Source organism: Cupriavidus taiwanensis (assembly GCF_900249755.1).
Classification (GTDB): domain Bacteria; phylum Pseudomonadota; class Gammaproteobacteria; order Burkholderiales; family Burkholderiaceae; genus Cupriavidus; species Cupriavidus taiwanensis_D.
Genome location: NZ_LT976854.1, coordinates 1,536,334 through 1,552,993, shown reverse-complemented (window position 1 = coordinate 1,552,993; position 16,660 = coordinate 1,536,334). Strand labels below are relative to the sequence as shown.

The following is a 16,660-nucleotide window of genomic DNA, read 5'->3' as shown; positions in this document are numbered from 1 at the left end:
GGCGTGGCCGCGGCGCAAGCCGGCCGGCGCAGTTCTTGTACGATATGCCTCATACGGGCGCGCGCACCCCACCGAGACGACGCGCCTTCAGGGAGCCGACCGGCATGAACGAACAGAAGCACGAGCAATACCGCGCCGAAGAGGCGCAGGCCATGGAACGCGTGGTCGCCGCCACGCGGCAGGTGCAGGTCGCCTTCACGGCGCTGCAGGCTCACTATCCGCCGCAGGGCAGCGGCAAGCCGTCGAAACTGGCGCTGCAGACCTTCGACGCGGCGCTGCAGGCGCTGGAGGACGCCCAGGCCACCTTCGACGAAATCCTGAACGACCTGCTCGACGAGAAACGCTGAGCCGCGGCGCTGAACCGCGGCGCTGAACCGGGGCATGGCGTGCGGGCACCAGTTGCCCCGCACGCCATCGCCTGCCAGGGGATCACGGCTCCGGCTGTTGCGCCAGCCACGCGGCCTCGGCGTCGCTGAACAGCTCCGAGCGCGTCAGGAAGCGCCGGCCCGTGCGTCCCTCCAGCGAGAACATGCCGCCCGCGCCCGGCACCACGTCGATCACCAGCCGCGTGTGGCGCCAGTACTCGAACTGCGCGCGCGTCATGTAGAACGCGGCGCCGCCGATCTGGCCCAGGCAGACATCGGCCGGTCCCACCAGCAGCTCGCCGGCGGGATAGCACATCGGCGCGCTGCCGTCGCAGCAGCCGCCGGACTGGTGGAACATCAGCGGGCCGTGCCGCGCGGCCAGCTCGGCGATCAGCGCGAGCGCCGCCGGCGTGGCCACCACGCGGGCCACGGACGGGGCAGCGGATGCGGAAATCGGCATGGATGGGGTCCTCGTCAGGCGTTGAAGTCCAGCACGACCCGGCCTTCGACCTTGCCGTCGCGCAGGCGCCCGAACACCTGGTTGATGTCGTCGAGCTTCGCGGTGGACACGGTCGCCTTCACGTCGCCGTGCGCGGCAAAGTCCAGCGATTCCTGCAGGTCGCTGCGCGTGCCGACGATCGAGCCGCGGATGGTGATGCCCTTGAGCACCACGTCGAAGATCGGCGTGCCGAACTCGCCCGGCGGCAAGCCGTTGAGCGCGACGGTGCCGCCGCGGCGCACCATGCCGATTGCCTGGGAGAAGGCGATCGGCGATACCGCGGTGACCAGCACGCCGTGCGCGCCGCCGATTTCCTTCTGCAGCCACGCGGCGGGATCGGTGGTGCGCGCGTTGACGGTGGCTTCGGCGCCGAGCTGGCGCGCCAGCGCGAGCTTGCCGTCATCGATGTCGACCGCGGCCACGCGCAGCCCCATGGCTCGCGCATACTGCACCGCCACGTGCCCAAGGCCGCCGATGCCGGAGATCACCACCCACTGGCCGGGCCGCGTATCGGTGACCTTGAGCCCCTTGTAGACCGTCACGCCCGCGCACAGGATCGGCGCAATCTCGACAAAGCCCACCTTGTCGGGCAGCAGGCCGACGTAATCGGGATCGGCGACGACATATTCGCCATAGCCGCCGTTGACGGAATAGCCGGTGTTCTGCTGCTTCTCGCACAGCGTCTCCCAGCCTTGCAGGCAGTGCTCGCAATAGCCGCACGCGCTGTACAGCCAGGGCACGCCGACGCGGTCGCCTTCTTTCACGCGGGTCACGCCGCTGCCCACGGCGCAAACGTAGCCCACGCCTTCGTGGCCGGGGATAAAGGGCAGGGTGGGTTTGACCGGCCAGTCGCCATCGGCGGCGTGCAGGTCGGTATGGCAGACGCCCGAGGCCGCGATCTTTACCTGGATCTGGCCGGGGCCGGGTTGAGGAACAGGAACTTCGTCGATCACGAGCGGCGCGCCGAATTCACGCACTACCGCGGCTTTCATCGTTGCTGGCATCTCGACTCCTTGAGTGACTCCTTGTCCGGATGGCCCCGCGCCCGCGGGGCACAAGCGGATCATCGCATGCGCACGGCCCCTGAAGGGGGCCATTGCGCCATGCCTTGAGCACCGTCAGAAGAACCCGAGCGCGTTCGGGCTGTAGCTGACCAGCAGGTTCTTGGTCTGCTGGTAGTGGTCGAGCATCATGCGATGGTTCTCGCGGCCGATGCCGGACTGCTTGTATCCCCCGAATGCGGCATGGGCGGGGTAGGCGTGGTAGCAGTTGGTCCACACGCGCCCGGCCTGGATGCCGCGGCCCATGCGGAACGCGCGCGCGCCGTCGCGCGTCCAGACCCCGGCGCCGAGGCCGTAGAGCGTGTCGTTGGCGATCGCCAGCGCCTCTTCCTCATCCTTGAACGTGGTGACCGAAACCACCGGCCCGAAGATCTCTTCCTGGAAGATGCGCATCTTGTTGTGGCCGGCAAATACCGTCGGCTTGACGTAGTAGCCGCCCGCGAGGTCGCCGTCGATCACGTTGCGTTCGCCGCCGGCGAGGCACTGCGCGCCTTCCTTGCGGCCCAGGTCGATGTACGACAGGATCTTCTCCAGCTGTTCGGCCGACGCCTGCGCGCCGATCATGGTGCCGGTGTCGAGCGGATGCCCCTGGCGGATCGCGGCGACGCGCTTGAGCGCGCGCTCCATGAAGCGGTCATAGATCGATTCCTGGATCAGCGCGCGCGACGGGCAGGTGCAGACCTCGCCCTGGTTCAGCGCGAACATGGCAAAGCCTTCCAGCGCCTTGTCGAAGAAGGCGTCGTCGGCGGCGAGCACGTCTTCGAAGAAGATGTTGGGCGACTTGCCGCCCAGTTCCAGCGTCACCGGGATCAGGTTCTGCGAGGCGTACTGCATGATCAGCCGGCCGGTGGTGGTCTCGCCGGTGAACGCCACCTTGCTGATGCGCGGGCTCGATGCCAACGGCTTGCCCGCTTCCAGCCCGAAGCCGTTGATCACGTTGACCACGCCCGGCGGCAGCAGGTCGCCGATCACTTCCATCAGCACCAGGATCGAGGCCGGCGTCTGCTCGGCGGGCTTCAGCACCACGCAGTTGCCGGCGGCCAGCGCCGGCGCCAGTTTCCAGGTGGCCATCAGCAGCGGGAAGTTCCACGGGATGATCTGCCCGACCACGCCCAGCGGCTCATGGAAGTGGTAGGCGATGGTGTCGCCGTCGATCTCGGAAATGCCGCCTTCCTGCGCACGGATGCAGCCCGCGAAGTAGCGGAAGTGGTCCACCGCCAGCGGCAGGTCGGCGGCAGTGGTCTCGCGCACGGGCTTGCCGTTGTCGATGCTCTCCGCCACCGCAAGCAGCTTCAGGTTGGCCTCGATGCGGTCGGCGATGCGGTTCAGGATATTGGCGCGCTCGGTGGTGGACGTGCGCGCCCACGCGGCCTTGGCAGCGTGCGCGGCATCCAGCGCGGCATCGACGTCCTGCTGCTGCGAGCGCGGCACGCGCGTGAACGGCTTGCCGGTGATCGGCGTGATCGACTCGAAGTACTCGCCGCCGGCGGGCGGCACCCACTGGCCGCCGATGTAGTTGTCGTACTGCTGCTTGTAGGGGTTGCTGACGCCCAGCTGGGCGATTTCCGCCATGTCCATGTCTCGCTCCGTTCGAATGATCTGTGTGGTGCCGTCACGGCGTGGGCCGTGCGCGGGGGAACAGATCGCAAGAGGTGTGCCGGGGGCGGGAGGGCGGAAAAGCGGGGGAGGAATCGAAGATCTGGCCGCGGCCTCGGGCCAGGTGTGTCAGCGTGTGACAGTGAGTGTCCCAGACTGGGACACATGGCGGATCGCGCTGCCATGCGACAGCGTTTGGGCTTGCCACCACCCCTCGCATACGCACCCCTCTCCCGCGCGCGGGAGAGGGGTGGGGGTGAGGGCCGGAGCGTCAACGAAGTGAAGCGCGTCGGTATGCCAGCGCCTGCCCTCACCCCCGGCCCCTCTCCCGCAAGCGGGAGAGGGGAGCAAACCGGCGGGATGGTTAGCGTCGGTGGCGCAGGCCTTAATGCCCTGGCCCGGCCGCGCGCAGCGCCTTCACATCACCCGGCTTCACATCAGCTGCCTGCCCACCCCACGTAGCACGCAGATAGTTCGCCAGCTGCGCCAGCTCCTCGTCGCTCATGCGCTCGGCAAAACCCGGCATCTCCTGCATCGCCTCCACACCCGGGAAGCGCTGCGCCTCGATGCCATCGAGCATCGACACGATCAGGTTGCGCGCGTCGGCGTTGCGCACCGTCGAATTGCCGGCCATCGATACCGCGACGTGCGGCTTGCCTTCGCCCTCGCGCCCATGGCAGCCGGCGCAGACGGCCACATAGTGGCGGCGGCCCGGTGCCAGTTGCGCGGCGTCGGCATTCACCGCCTTCACCGGCTGCGGCGCGGGCGGCTGGTCGCCCAGCAGGTAGGTGGTCATCGCGGCCAGGTCGCTTTGGTTCAGGTACTGGCTGCTCAGATGCACCACCGGGTACATCTCGCCGAAGGCCGAGCCTTGCGGCGCGATGCCGATCGCAAAGAACTGCTGCAGGTCGGCCGCGGTCCAGCCGCGCGCGGCCAGGCCGGCTGGCGTGATGTCGGGCGCGCCGACGCGTGCCAGCGCCGAGCCGGCCAGCGGCTTCGACGCATCCAGCCGGCCGAAGGCGGCGCGCGGCGTGTGGCATTCGGCGCAGTGCCCCAGCGCGTTGGACAGGTAGCGGCCGCGCTGCCACGACTCCGAATTGCCCTTGGATGCGTCCGGCAGCTTGTCCTCGAGGAACAGCAGGTTCCAGCCCGCCAGCGCGAAGCGCAGGTTGTACGGGAACTGCAGGTCGTGCGGGCGGTTGGCCACGGCGGCCGGCCTCACCTGCATCAGGTAGGCGTACATGGCGTCCGAATCCGCGCGCGACAGGCCGCGGTACGACGTGTACGGCATCGCCGGATAGAGCGGTTTGCCCGGCGCCTTGCCGTCATGCAGCGCCTTGTAGAAGTCGTCCGCGCTCCAGTTGCCGATGCCGTGGGTCTTGTCCGGCGTGATGTTGGTGCCGTAGAACTTGCCGAACGGAGACGCCAGTTCCACGCCGCCGGCGAACGGCGCGCCTTGCGGCGCGGTATGGCAGGCGGCGCAGTCGGCGGCGCGCACCAGGTAGCGGCCGCGCGCGATCTGCTCGGCAGGCGACAGCTGCGCCTTGGGCGCCAGGTCCGCGGCGGGGGCAATGGCTTCGGTGCGGCTGCCGCAGCCCGCCATGGCCGCGGCAGCGGCGATGGCTGCCAGCGCGGCGCGCGTGGCGATCATCAGGGGCGTGCGCTGCATCACTTGTCGCTCCCGCTGTCCTGCACCAGCCCCGGCGTGCTGGTGATCACGTCCTTGACCGCCTCGTAGTAGCGCACGTAGCCGGTGCAGCGGCAGATGTGGCCGTCCAGCGCCCTGGTGATGGTGGCCTCGACCTGGTCCTTCGGCACCGGCTTGCGCCTGAGCTGTTCCACCAGGATGGTGGCGCCGTTGACGAAGCCCGGCGTGCAGTAGCCGCACTGGAAGCTGAAATGCTCCAGGAACTTCTGCTGCACCGGCGTCAGCTCGACCACCTCGCCCTGCTCGTTGCGCTTGCCGTGGCCTTCCACCGTGCGCACCTTGCGGCCGTGGAACCAGTGCGCGCCGGTGATGCAGCTGCGCACTTCCTCGCTGGTGCCGTCGGGCTTGTCGTGGATCACCACGCAGGCGTGGCAGATGCCCTGGCCGCAGCCCAGGCGCGAGCCGGTCAGGTCCAGGTATTCATGCAGGAAATCGATCATCATCAGGCCTTCGGGCACGTCGACCGGGCCGACGTCCTTGCCGTTGATGTTGAGCGTGATGGGTTGGGTGGCGATGCTCATGCCAGTACCTCCTGGATCTTGGCCGCCGATACCGGCAGGTCGGTGAAGCGGTGGCCGATGGCATGCGCGATGCCGTTGACGATGGCGCCCACCACGGGAATCATCACCACTTCGGCGATGCCCTTGGGCGGGTCGGTTTCCGAGACCGGCGGCAGCACCGTGCCGGTCTGGCTCCACACCGCCACGTCGCTGGCGCGCGGCAGGTGGTAGCGGTTGAAGTTCCAGGTGCCGTTGCCGGGCCCGTCCTCGTAGAGCGGCAGGTATTCATGCAGCGCGTGGCCGATGCCCATGGCGATGCCGCCCTGCAGCTGGCCTGACACCAGCTGCGGCGACAGCTGCGTGCCGCATTCCATGATCGAATGGTGCGACAGGATCTCGACCTTGCCGCTGGCTTCGTGCACCGACAGCTCGACGAAGGTGCCGACCGCGCTGTAGTAGGTCACCGCGGCGTTGTTGCGCTGCGTGGGCGCGATATAGACCTTGCTGCGGTCGAGCACATGCCAGCCGCCGGGGCTGCGCATGCGCGCCTTGCGCGCGAGATCGACGCCATCGGCACCGTCGCCGTAGCGCACCGACAGGCCATCGACCGGCAGCCGCGCGGCTTGCCCGTTGATGTCGAAATCGGCCTCGCTCCATTGCCAGCGGTTGAAGGCGTGCACGGTGGCGCCGGTGACCAGCCCCAGTTCATGCGCCTTGGCCGCGAGCTGCGCCAGCGGCAGCGCCTGCAGGCCGCCGGCGCTGAGCTTGCCGTCGACCCAGCGCGCGTCTTCCACGCGCACCACCAGCGAGGCCGCCTGGCCGCCGCCGATGCCCTGGCTCCAGATCGCCATCGCCGCCGGCCACAGGCCGTGCAGGAACACCACGCGCGCGGCCTCGCGCGTGCTGTGCGTGAAGTAGTACGCCGAGTTGGTCGCGCTGGCCGGCGATGCATAGGCCGGCGACCAGCGCGGGTTGGCCGACAGCTTGTCCTGCTCGGCCTGGCTCATCAGGTAAGGATCGCCCGAGGTGGTCACCGGCAGGTCGGACCAGTCGGTGACGGAGGTGCGCACCTCGCCCGCCGGCTTGCCCAGCCAGCGCGCCACCGCGGCGGCCTGCGAAGTCGACATGCCGGTGCCGATCTCGGCGCCGGAATGATGCAGCGCGATGCTGCCGTCGGCCTTCAGCTCGACCTTGGCGAATGACGCTTCCGCGCCCGTGCCGAAGTCCTTCTGCACGCAGGCAAAGCCCACGCCATAGCGGCGGCCGGGGTTGGCGGCTTCATACTCCGCCTTCCTGCTGGCGCGGTGGGTCCACAACGGATAGGCCCTGGCCGCTTCCAGCACCTCGTCGACGCGGATCGCACCGGCGGGGATCGCGCCCTGCGTGTTCTTCATGCCCGAGCGCAGCGCGTTCTTCAGCCGGAACTCGATCGGGTCGAGCTTGAGCTGTTCGGCGAATTCGTCGACCATCATCTCGGTCGCGGCCATGCTCTGCAGCGTGCCGTAGCCGCGCGCCGAGCCCGCGTCGACGGCGCGCGAGGCGATCGCCACGGCGGTCAGGTCGTTCTTCGGGAAGTAGTAGATCGATTGCGCCGCGGTGGCGCCCACCATTGCCACCGACGGCGAGAAGTTGGAGCGCCCGCCGCCATTGGCCTCCAGGTCGCCCTGGAACGCCTGGAACAGCCCGGTCTTGCGGTCCACCGCGATGCGGTAGCGCATCTTGAAGGCGTGGCGCTTGATCGAGGTCTGGAACTGCTCGTAGCGGTCGTTGGCCAGCCGCACCGGCTTGCCTTCGGCGTACAGCGCCGTGACCAGGCCGTAGAACGGGAAATTGTAGTGGTCCTTGGAGCCGTAGCCGACGGTGTAGCACGGGTGCAGGAACACCTGCTTCACGGGGAACGCGCCCCTGGCCTTCGCCAGCATCTCGGCCACGCTTTCGGCGACCTCGTTCGGCCCTTGCGTCGGCACCACCATGTGCAGCGCCTGCGCGGCGGCGTCGTACCAGCAGTTGGCGTTGTCGGGCTCCAGCGCGGCGGTATCGACGGACTGCGAGTTGTACTCGCGCTCCAGCACCAGCCAGTCGTCGGACGGCTTTGCGAGTTGCGCGCGGATCTGCGCGGCGTGGTACATGCCCTGTTCGCCGAGCTGGCCGTGGTCCTTGCCGTCCGGCCATACCGGCTGGTGCTTGCGCATCATGCTGGGGAACACCGGCGCGTTTTTCAGGCTGGAGAACACATCGTCCGCGTAGGGCGTGGCGCCGCCCACGCGCACGAAGCGGAAGGTGCCCCACGGATCGCGTTCCAGCGCGCCGGTCTTTGCGCCGTAGCGGATCACGTCGTCGCGGAACTTGAGCTTGTCCTTGGCAAAGCGGAAGCGCGCGAAGTCGTGGTAGATCAGGATCGCCACCGCGTGGCCCAGGTAGGCAGGCGTCTTGCCGGCGGGCAGCAGCATGTCGTCGCCGTAGAACGCGGGGAAGGCGACGCCGTCGCGGGCCAGGTCCGCCGCGGTGACCACGCGGTCAGGCTTCAACTCGTCGCCGAGCGCCGCGAGGTCGAAGCCTTCATAGGTGCGGTCGGCCTGCGTGGCGCGCAGGATGAAGGCGTGCGACTGCTGCTGCGGCCAGTGCGGCATGTCGCGCGCGCGGATATCGCGCGCGAACACCTTGGCGCCGCTGACCTTGGCGATGCCGTCGATCCGGAACCGGGGGGCGCCGGCCTTGGCGTCCCACTGCACGGGGGTCAGGATCTTGTCTTCGAACAAGGCCGCGAAGGCCTTGCCGCCGATGGGTGCGATATAGACCGACACCCCGGCCACGACGCTGGCTTTGAGGAAGGTGCGCCGTGAAGGGTTGAAGCTGGGCATGGGTTTCCTTGGGGATGGCGCAAGATTGCGCGGCAAGGGCAGCCATCCGCGGGCCAGCCCGGAGGCTGGCGCGGATACGGTTCAGATGTTCAGGGAGCGCGGCCGCGATGGTGCGGCCGCTGCAGGGCATGGCGTGCCGCCAGTCACTACGGCTGCGGCGCGGGTGAGTCGGGGCGGGGCATGGTTGTCATGGTCCTGGCGCTGAACGGCTGCGCTGACCCCGCGATTGTCGCCGCGGCCTAGGGTTTACCTCAAGGCGGGGCGTTGAATAGTGGTTATCAGCCGGCGCGAATATTCCCCGCCGGCTTTTGGTTCAGGCCTTCGGCCGCGCCGAGGCCGGATCGTAGGGCGCGCGCAGGTGCACGCGTGCGGGCAGCAGTGCGCCGGCCAGGTCGACATGGTAGGTGCCGGATTCCAGCCACGCCGCATCGGCCGGCCCGTCCTCGCGCGCCAGCAGGGCCATGCCGACCGGGCAGCCCAGCGTATGGCCGAAGGCGGCGGAACTGAGCGCGCCCACCGCGCGTACGCTGCCGTCGGGGCCGGTGCGCAGCACGGCTTCGCCGCCCCACAGCATGGCATCGCTGGCGCCGTCCACCGTCACAACCACCATGCGCCGCGCAGGCGCGCCCGCCTGCTTCAACCGCAGCAGCGCCTCGCGCCCGCGGAAGTCGATGCCGCTGGCCAGCTTGCAGGCGAACGACAGTCCCGCCTCGAACGGGTCGACCGACGGCGACAGCTCGCGGCCCCATGCGCGGTAGCCCTTTTCCAGCCGCAGCGATTCGATCGCGTAGTAGCCGGCATTGACCAGCCCGTACGCGCGGCCCGCCTCGTGCAGGGTCTCGTACACGCCCACCGCGAATTCCACCGGCACGTACAGTTCCCAGCCCAGCTCGCCCACATAGGTCAGCCGCGTCGCGCGCACGGTGGCGTAGCCGAGGTCGATCTCGCGCGAACTGCCGAAGGGGAAGCCGTCATTGGAGAAATCCGCGCGCGACACCTGCTGCAGCAGCTCGCGCGAGCGCGGCCCCATCACCGCCAGCACCGCGTATTGCCCGGTGACATCGACGATCACGCAGCGCCTGTCGGCCGGGATCAGCCGCTCGATATAGCTGAAGTCGCGCGTGGTCTGCGCCGAGCCGGTCACCACCAGGTACTGGTCATGCGCCAGCCGGGTCACGGTCAGGTCGGATTCATAGGTGCCGCGATCGTTGAGCATCGCGGTATAGACGGTCTGCCCCGGCGGCACCGCTACGTCGTTGCTCATCACGTACTGCAGCACCGTTTCGGCATCGGCGCCCTTGACCAGGTACTTGGAGAACGAGCTCATGTCGAACAGCGCCACGCCCTCGCGGCAGGCGCGGTGCTCGGCGCCGCTCCATGGCAGCCAGTTCTGCTGGCCGAACGAATAGCGGATCTCGGGCGATTGTCCGGCAGGCGCGAAGAAGTTTGGCCGCTCCCACCCCATCTTGCTGCCGAAATTAGCGCCGGCGGCGTGCAGATGGGCATAAAGCGGCGAGCGGCGGAACGGCCGCGCCGTATCCAGTTCCCGGTTGGGCCAGGGCATCGCGTAGTGCAGGCCCAGCGTTTCCTTGATGCGGTCGTGCAGCCAGCTCTGGTTGCCGTTGAAACCGGCGAAGCGGCGGATATCGACCGGCCACAGGTCCATGGTGGGCTCGCCCGCCACGATCCACTCGGCCAGCGCCATGCCGGCGCCGCCGGCCGAGGCGATGCCCATCGAGTTGAAGCCCGCGCCGACGTAGAAATTGCGCAGCTCGGGCGCCTCGCCCAGGATGAAGTTGTTGTCCGGCGTGAAGGATTCCGGCCCGTTGTAGAACTGCTTGACCTGCGCCGTTTCCAGCGCCGGCACGCGCACCAGCGCGTTTTCCATCAGGATCTGGAACTGGTCCCAGTCATCGGGCAGCAGCTGGAACTCGAACGGCTCGGGAATGCCCTGCATGCCCCACGGCTTGGCGTCCGGCTCGAAGCCGCCCATCACCAGTCCGCCGACTTCCTCCTTGAAGTAGATAAAGCCATCGGGGTCGCGCATCACCGGCAGGTCAGGGTGTACGCCGGCAATGCGCTCGGTGACGATGTAGTAGTGCTCGGCCGAGTGCAGCGGCACGGTAACGCCGCACATCTGGCCCACCTGGCGCGCCCACTGGCCGGCGCAGTTGACCACGATCTCGGCCTCGATGCGGCCTTCGTCGCCGGCCTTGTTGCGCCAGCTGACGCCGGTGGCGCGGCCGTCGCGGGTATGGATCGCGGTGATCTTCGTGTCTTGCGCAATCCGGGCGCCGCGGCTGCGCGCGCCGCGCGCCAGCGCCTGGGTCAGGTCGGTCGGGTTGGCCTTGCCGTCGCCCGGCAGCCAGACCGCGCCGAGCAGGTCGTCGGTGCGCATCGCCGGCCACAGTTCGCCGGCCTGCGCGGGCGAGATCACCTCGCAGTCCACGCCATAGGCACGCGCCACCGCCGCGGTGCGGCGCAGCTGCGTCATGCGCTCGGCGGTGCGCGCGACCGACAGCGAGCCGCATTGCTTCCAGCCGGTGCCGAGGCCGGTTTCCGCTTCCAGTTCGCTGTACAACTGCGTGGAGTAGCGGATCAGCTTGGTCATGCTTTCCTGCGAGCGCAGCTGGCCGACCAGGCCGGCGGCGTGCCAGGTGGTGCCGCACGACAGCTGGCCCTGCTCGAGCAGCACCACGTCGGTCCAGCCGAGCTTGGTCAGGTGATAGGCAACGCTGCAGCCGATGATGCCGCCGCCGATGACGACGACGCGGGCCTGGGAGGGGATGGCAGGGGACATGGGATTCAACGCGCGGGGCGAAAGCGGTGGAGGATGATTGCCATGGTATGCCACAAAATGCCAATAAACAACGCAAAATGCAACAAATCGTCAGCGTGCCAGTTGCAGTGTCACGATGCCCAGCAGCACCAGCGCAGTCGCCACCACGCGGCGGCGGTCAAAGGCCTCGCGCAGCAGGAAATGCCCCAGCAGCGCGGCGAAAATCACGCTGGATTCGCGCAGCGCCGCCAGCTTGGCCACCGGCGCCATGGTCATCGCCCACAGCATCAGCGCGTACGAGCCCACGCGGTTGATGCCGCCGATGCCGGCGCGCTTCCATTCCGTGCGCAGCAGCGCCAGCAGCGCCGTGCCGCGGCGGCTGAAGGCATAGCCGGGCATGAACACATGCGACAGCGCCTGCAGCCAGACGATGTAGGTCAGCACCTCGCCATGGCGCTTGACCGCGGTGCCGTCGATCACGGTGCCGCCCGCCAGGCAGGCTCCGGCCAGCAGCGCAAAGCCGAGCAGGTCGGGCGCCTGCCGGCGCCAGTGCACCAGGCTGACCAGCCCGCAGCAGATCAGCGCGATGCCGGCATAACCGCCCGGGCCAAGCCGCTCGCCGCCGCTCAGCAACAGCAGCATCGCCACCATCATCGGCGCCGAGCCGCGCATCAGCGGATAGGCCTGGCTGAAGTCGCCGCGGTTATACGCGGCGACCAGCGACAGCTTGTAGACCACCTCCAGCGCCACCGTGGCCAGCAGGAATGGCCACACCTGCGGCGCCGGCACGGGCACCAGGAACAGGAAGGGCAGGGCGACCAGCAGGCAGAAGGTATCGATCAGCGCCATCGACGAAAGCCGGTCGCCGCCGATCTTGACGATGGCGTTCCACGACGCATGCATCAGCGCCGACAGCATCACGGCGGCAAAGGCAAGGCCGTGGAAATCGGGGGGGAGGGACATGAGGGGGGTGTTGGTCTTTGATCTGCTGGTGCATTCGTACGCCCGCTTGTTTGCTCCCCTCTCCCGCTTGCGGGAGAGGGGCCGGGGGTGAGGGCAGGCGTGTGGCAAGCACGAAGCGTTTGCACTTCGTGGTGGCCCTCACTCCAACCCTCTCCCGCAAGCGGGAGAGGGAGTACCCAAGCGGGATTCGAAAGGCCCGCGGCACTTGACTTACGCCGCCTCCGCCAACTGCGCCTGCATCTCGATCCCCATCTCCCGCAGCACCTCGCCGATCGCCGTCACCACGTTGCGCATCTCGTTGTCATCGATCGCACCAATGCAGCCGACCCGGAAGGTCTCCACCTGGGTCAGCTTGCCCGGATACAGGATGTAGCCGCGCTCGCGCACCTTGGCGTAGAAGGTCTTGAAGTCATAGCGCGCATCCGCCGGCGCATGGAAGGTGACGATGATCGGCGCCTGCACCGCCGCCGGCAGGAAGGCGCGGAAGCCCAGCGCCGCCATGCCCTGCACCAGCGCGTCGCAGTTGCGCTGATAGCGTGCGCCGCGCACCGGCTGGCCGCCTTCCTCCAGGAACTGGTCGAGCGCGGCGCGGAAGGCCGCCACCACGTGCGTGGGCGGCGTGAAGCGCCACTGCGTGGTCTTCTGCATGTAGACGTACTGGTCGTACAGGTCCAGCGCCAGCGAGTGGCTGTTGCCCTGGCTGGCCTCCAGCACGTCCTTCCTGACCAGCACGAAACCCATGCCCGGCACGCCCTCGATGCACTTGCCGGTGGCAGCCACCAGCGCGTCGAACGGCATGGTGCGGGCGTCGATCTCGAGCGCGCCGAACGAGCTCATGGCATCGACGATCAGGCCCTTGCCCAGCCGCTGGCACAGCAGCGCGATCTCCTGCAGCGGGTTCAGTACGCCCGCGCCGGTCTCGCAATGCACCTGCGCCACGTGCGTGATCGACGGGTCGCGCCGCAGCGCGTCTTCGATCAGCGCGGCGCTGGCGGGCTGGTCTTCCGGGATCGGCAGTTCCACGCTGGCGCGGCCGAGCACCTTGCAGATCTTCAGGATGCGCTGGCAGTAGGCGCCGTTCTGCGGCACCAGCACCTTGCCGTCGCGCGGCACCACGTTGGCGATTGCCGCTTCCACCGAGAAGGTGCCGCTGCCCTGCATCGGCACGCACACATGGGTGCCTTCGCCGTGGACGATGCGCACCAGGTCGTCGCACAGGCTGCGCGTGATGGTGTTGAAGGCGGCGTCCCACGAGCCCCAGTCGCGCAGCATGGCCTGCTTGGTGGCGAGCGAGGTGGTCAGGGGGCCGGGGGTCAGAAGGATCGGGTCGTTGCCGCGGATCATGGTGAGCTCCTGATTGGGAAGGAGTGAAAGAGGGAATTCAGTCGTTGCCCTGGCCCTGGCGCCAGGCCTGGGTCTTGCAATCGAGCACGCGTTGCAGCAGGTAATAGAGCAGGCAGGCGAAGGCCGAGGTCAGCACCACCAGCGTGGCCATCGCCGCGGCCGGGCCGATGTCGCCGGACTCGTCCAGGTTGACGATCTCGACCGAGGCCAGCTTGGTGTCGGCGCCGTACAGGAACACCACCGCCGAGACCGTGGTCATCGCATTGATGAACAGGTAGCGCGAGATCTCCAGGATGGCGGGCAGGCACGCCGGCACCGTGACCCTGAAGAAGGTCTTGTAGAACGGCACCTTGAGCGACGCGGACACGGCCTCGAACTCGGCGTCGAGCTGCTTGAGCGCGGTTACGGCGGTCAGGTGGCACGACGCGTAGTAGTGGACGATGGTCACCAGCACCAGGATGCCCAGCGTCTGGTACAGCCCGTGCAGCGGGTTGGCCTGCGGCACGAAGAAGAAGATATAGCCCAGGCCCAGCACCAGCCCCGGCACGCCCATCGGCAGTACCGCCATCAGCCGCACGAAGCTGCGCAGCCAGTCCATGCCGCGCGTCTTCTCCAGCAGGTAGGCGGTGGCGAAGATAAACACCGGCCCGATCACCGCGGCCAGCCCCGCCATGCGCAGGCTGTTCAGGTAGGAATCGACCACGCCGCCCTCGACCAGCCCGACCCGGTAGTGGTTCAGCGACAGCGAGAAGTTGTACGGCCACAGCTTGACGAAGGACGCGTACACCGCCATGCCCATCACCGCCAGCATCAGCGCCGCCATCACCCAGCAGAACACCGCCATGGCCAGGTCGAAGCGCGGGCTGCGGCGCGGCACGTAGGGCACCGAGCGCGCCGACATCAGCGCCATCTGGCGGCGCTGGACGCGGGCGTCGACACAGTAGGTCACGGCCACCGGCACCAGCAGCATCAGCGACACCACCGCGCCCTGCGAGAAGTCCTGCATGCCGATCACCAGCTTGTAGATGTCGGTCGCCAGCATATGGAAATTGCCGCCGATCACCTTGGGAATGCCGAAATCCGAGATCGCATAGGTGAACACCACCATCGCCGCGCTGACCACGCCGTAGCGCGCGCCCGGCAAGGTGATGGTGAAGAACTTGCGCACGGTCGAGGTGCCGAGCGCGTCGGCGGCTTCATACAGCCGCGCGTCGGTCAGCGACAGCGCGGTGATCAGGATCATCAGCGCATGCGGGAAGGTGGCGAACACCAGCGAGGCGACGATGCCCAGCGGCCCGTAGATCTGGGTGCTGCCCATCCACGGCTTGAACAGCCCCTGGTTGCCGAACCAGAAGATGAACGAGATCGCCGCCAGCAGCGAGGGCGCCAGCAGCGGGATCAGCGCCAGGTTGCGCAGCAGGCCCTTGCAGCCGATGCGGCTGCGCGTCAGCGCATACGCAAAGCCGAATGCCAGCGGCACCGTGATGCAGGTGGCCAGCGCCGAGACCCACAGGCTGTTCCATACCGAGCGCAGCAGCGCGGGCGACTCGAAGTAGGCGCGGAAATGTGCGATGCCGGCCAGGGAGCCATCGCGGTTCTGCACGCTCTGGGCCAGGATCATCACGATCGGCGCCAGCACGAAGCAGGCCAGCGCCAGCGCGGCCAGCGCCAGCAGCACGTGGGCAAGGCGGTCGGTCCAGTGCGCGCGCACCGAGGTGGCGACCAGCGCCGGCGGCGCAGGCTGGGTGGGCTGCGTGGGCTGCGAGGGTCCCGCCGGCGCGCTGGCCGGGGTGGGAGAGAGGGTATCGGTAGCCGGCAGGGTGGCAGACGTAGCGGCCGGCGCCGCAGTGAGGCTCATGCGCATGCGTGGCGGAAGATTCGGATACGGTCAGCGGGAATGGCCAGGCGCAGCCGGTCGCCGGTGTGCGGGCGCAGCTCGTGCAGGTCATTGAGCGAGAGGTCGGCGTACAGCGCGCCGGAGGCTGCGTCAGGCAGGCGCAGCGTCAGCCGCGAGAACGCGCCGAGGAACTCGATCTTGTCGACGGTGGCCTCCAGCACATTGGGGCCGTGCTGGTCGATGCCGCGCACGCAGACGTCTTCGGGTCGGAAGAACACCTGCACGTCTTCGTCGGGACAGCAGCCGGCGGGCGCGGTGCAGTGCATGCGCACGCCGCCCAGGTGCAGCTCGCCGTCGCCGCAGACGCGCGCGCCCAGCATGTTGGTCTTGCCGACGAAGTCCGCCGCGAACGGCGTCGCCGGGCGCTGGTAGATCTGCGCCGGGGTGCCGACCTGCTCGATCGCGCCCTGGTTCATCACCACGATGCGGTCCGCCATCGACAACGCCTCTTCCTGGTCGTGCGTGACCAGGATGGTGGTGATGTTCAGCCGCTGCTGCAGCGCGCGGATCTCGCTGCGCAGCCGCACCCGCACGCGCGCGTCGAGCGCCGACAGCGGCTCGTCCAGCAGCAGCAGGCCGGGCGAGGTGGCCAGCGCGCGCGCAATCGCCACGCGCTGCTGCTGGCCGCCGGACAACTGCGCGGGGTACTGGTTGCCGCGGTCGGGCAGTCCCACCAGCGTCAGCAGCTCGTCCACGCGCGCGCGGCGCTGGTCGCGCGGCATGCGGCGGTTGACCAGGCCGTAGGCGACGTTGTCGGCCACGGTCAGGTTGGGGAACAGCGCATAGGACTGGAACACGATGCCGTAGTCGCGCTCCATCGGCGGCAGCGTGGAGATGTCGCGCCCGCCCTGGTGGATGGTGCCGGCGTTCTGCGATTCGAGCCCGGCGATGATGCGCAGCAGCGTGGTCTTGCCGCAGCCCGACGGGCCCAGGAAGCACAGCAGTTCGCCCTGGCGCACGTCCAGGTCGATGTTGTGGAGGGCGACGAAGGCGCCGCTGCTGCCGCCGAAGCGCTTGTGGATGCCTTTCAGGCTGAGGTAGGTCTCGGCCGTGGATGGGGAGGTCTGCATGGCGTGGGGCCTGGTGT

Annotated in this window: 12 protein-coding genes; 1 reads left to right on the top strand and 11 read right to left on the bottom strand. The window is 68.6% G+C overall.

The genetic code is table 11. From position 1 onward, the window contains the following. Positions 1–104 precede the first annotated feature (104 nt). Positions 105–347 (top strand): hypothetical protein, encoded by a 243-nt coding sequence (locus tag CBM2594_RS22645; RefSeq protein WP_112775693.1) that lies wholly within the window; start codon positions 105–107, stop codon positions 345–347. A gap of 82 nt (positions 348–429) precedes the next feature. On the opposite strand, the gene CBM2594_RS22640 is transcribed toward CBM2594_RS22645, so the two are convergent. The 11 genes from CBM2594_RS22640 to CBM2594_RS22590 all read right to left on the bottom strand — a co-directional run bounded on the left by CBM2594_RS22640 (position 430) and on the right by CBM2594_RS22590 (position 16,643). Next, on the bottom strand, positions 430–825 hold the full coding sequence (locus tag CBM2594_RS22640) for a DUF779 domain-containing protein (RefSeq protein WP_116359030.1): 396 nt from the start codon (positions 823–825) through the stop codon (positions 430–432). A gap of 14 nt (positions 826–839) precedes the next feature. After that, complete coding sequence (gene adhP / locus CBM2594_RS22635; protein WP_116359028.1) at positions 840–1,868, bottom strand: alcohol dehydrogenase AdhP; 1,029 nt, start codon at positions 1,866–1,868, stop codon at positions 840–842. A gap of 114 nt (positions 1,869–1,982) precedes the next feature. Beyond that, positions 1,983–3,503, bottom strand: coding sequence for an aldehyde dehydrogenase (gene adh, locus CBM2594_RS22630; RefSeq protein ID WP_116359026.1), 1,521 nt, complete (start codon positions 3,501–3,503; stop codon positions 1,983–1,985). A 403-nt stretch (positions 3,504–3,906) separates the two neighbouring features. After that, a complete protein-coding gene (locus tag CBM2594_RS22625; RefSeq protein ID WP_116359024.1) occupies positions 3,907–5,190 on the bottom strand; it encodes a cytochrome c in 1,284 nt (427 codons plus the stop codon). Then, a complete protein-coding gene (locus tag CBM2594_RS22620) occupies positions 5,190–5,750 on the bottom strand; it encodes a (2Fe-2S)-binding protein (protein WP_116359022.1) in 561 nt (186 codons plus the stop codon). The genes CBM2594_RS22625 and CBM2594_RS22620 overlap by 1 nt, the downstream gene beginning before the upstream one ends. Continuing rightward, the gene (locus CBM2594_RS22615; RefSeq protein WP_116359020.1) at positions 5,747–8,590 is read right to left on the bottom strand and encodes a xanthine dehydrogenase family protein molybdopterin-binding subunit; all 2,844 of its coding nucleotides are present in this window, start codon (positions 8,588–8,590) and stop codon (positions 5,747–5,749) included. The genes CBM2594_RS22620 and CBM2594_RS22615 overlap by 4 nt, the downstream gene beginning before the upstream one ends. 313 nt (positions 8,591–8,903) lie before the next feature. Beyond that, positions 8,904–11,390: a GcvT family protein gene (locus CBM2594_RS22610; RefSeq protein WP_116359018.1), complete on the bottom strand. Its 2,487-nt coding sequence runs from the start codon at positions 11,388–11,390 to the stop codon at positions 8,904–8,906. 90 nt (positions 11,391–11,480) lie between these two features. Further along, positions 11,481–12,332 carry an EamA family transporter gene (locus tag CBM2594_RS22605; protein WP_116359016.1) on the bottom strand — a complete coding sequence of 284 codons (852 nt, stop codon included), beginning with the start codon at positions 12,330–12,332 and terminating at the stop codon, positions 11,481–11,483. A gap of 210 nt (positions 12,333–12,542) precedes the next feature. After that, the gene (locus CBM2594_RS22600; RefSeq protein ID WP_116359014.1) at positions 12,543–13,676 is read right to left on the bottom strand and encodes a 2-aminoethylphosphonate--pyruvate transaminase; all 1,134 of its coding nucleotides are present in this window, start codon (positions 13,674–13,676) and stop codon (positions 12,543–12,545) included. Between the two features lie 37 nt (positions 13,677–13,713). Beyond that, a complete protein-coding gene (locus CBM2594_RS22595; RefSeq protein ID WP_116359012.1) occupies positions 13,714–15,540 on the bottom strand; it encodes a putative 2-aminoethylphosphonate ABC transporter permease subunit in 1,827 nt (608 codons plus the stop codon). Then, complete coding sequence (locus tag CBM2594_RS22590; RefSeq protein ID WP_116359011.1) at positions 15,531–16,643, bottom strand: putative 2-aminoethylphosphonate ABC transporter ATP-binding protein; 1,113 nt, start codon at positions 16,641–16,643, stop codon at positions 15,531–15,533. The genes CBM2594_RS22595 and CBM2594_RS22590 overlap by 10 nt, the downstream gene beginning before the upstream one ends. Between the last annotated feature and the right edge of the window lie 17 nt (positions 16,644–16,660).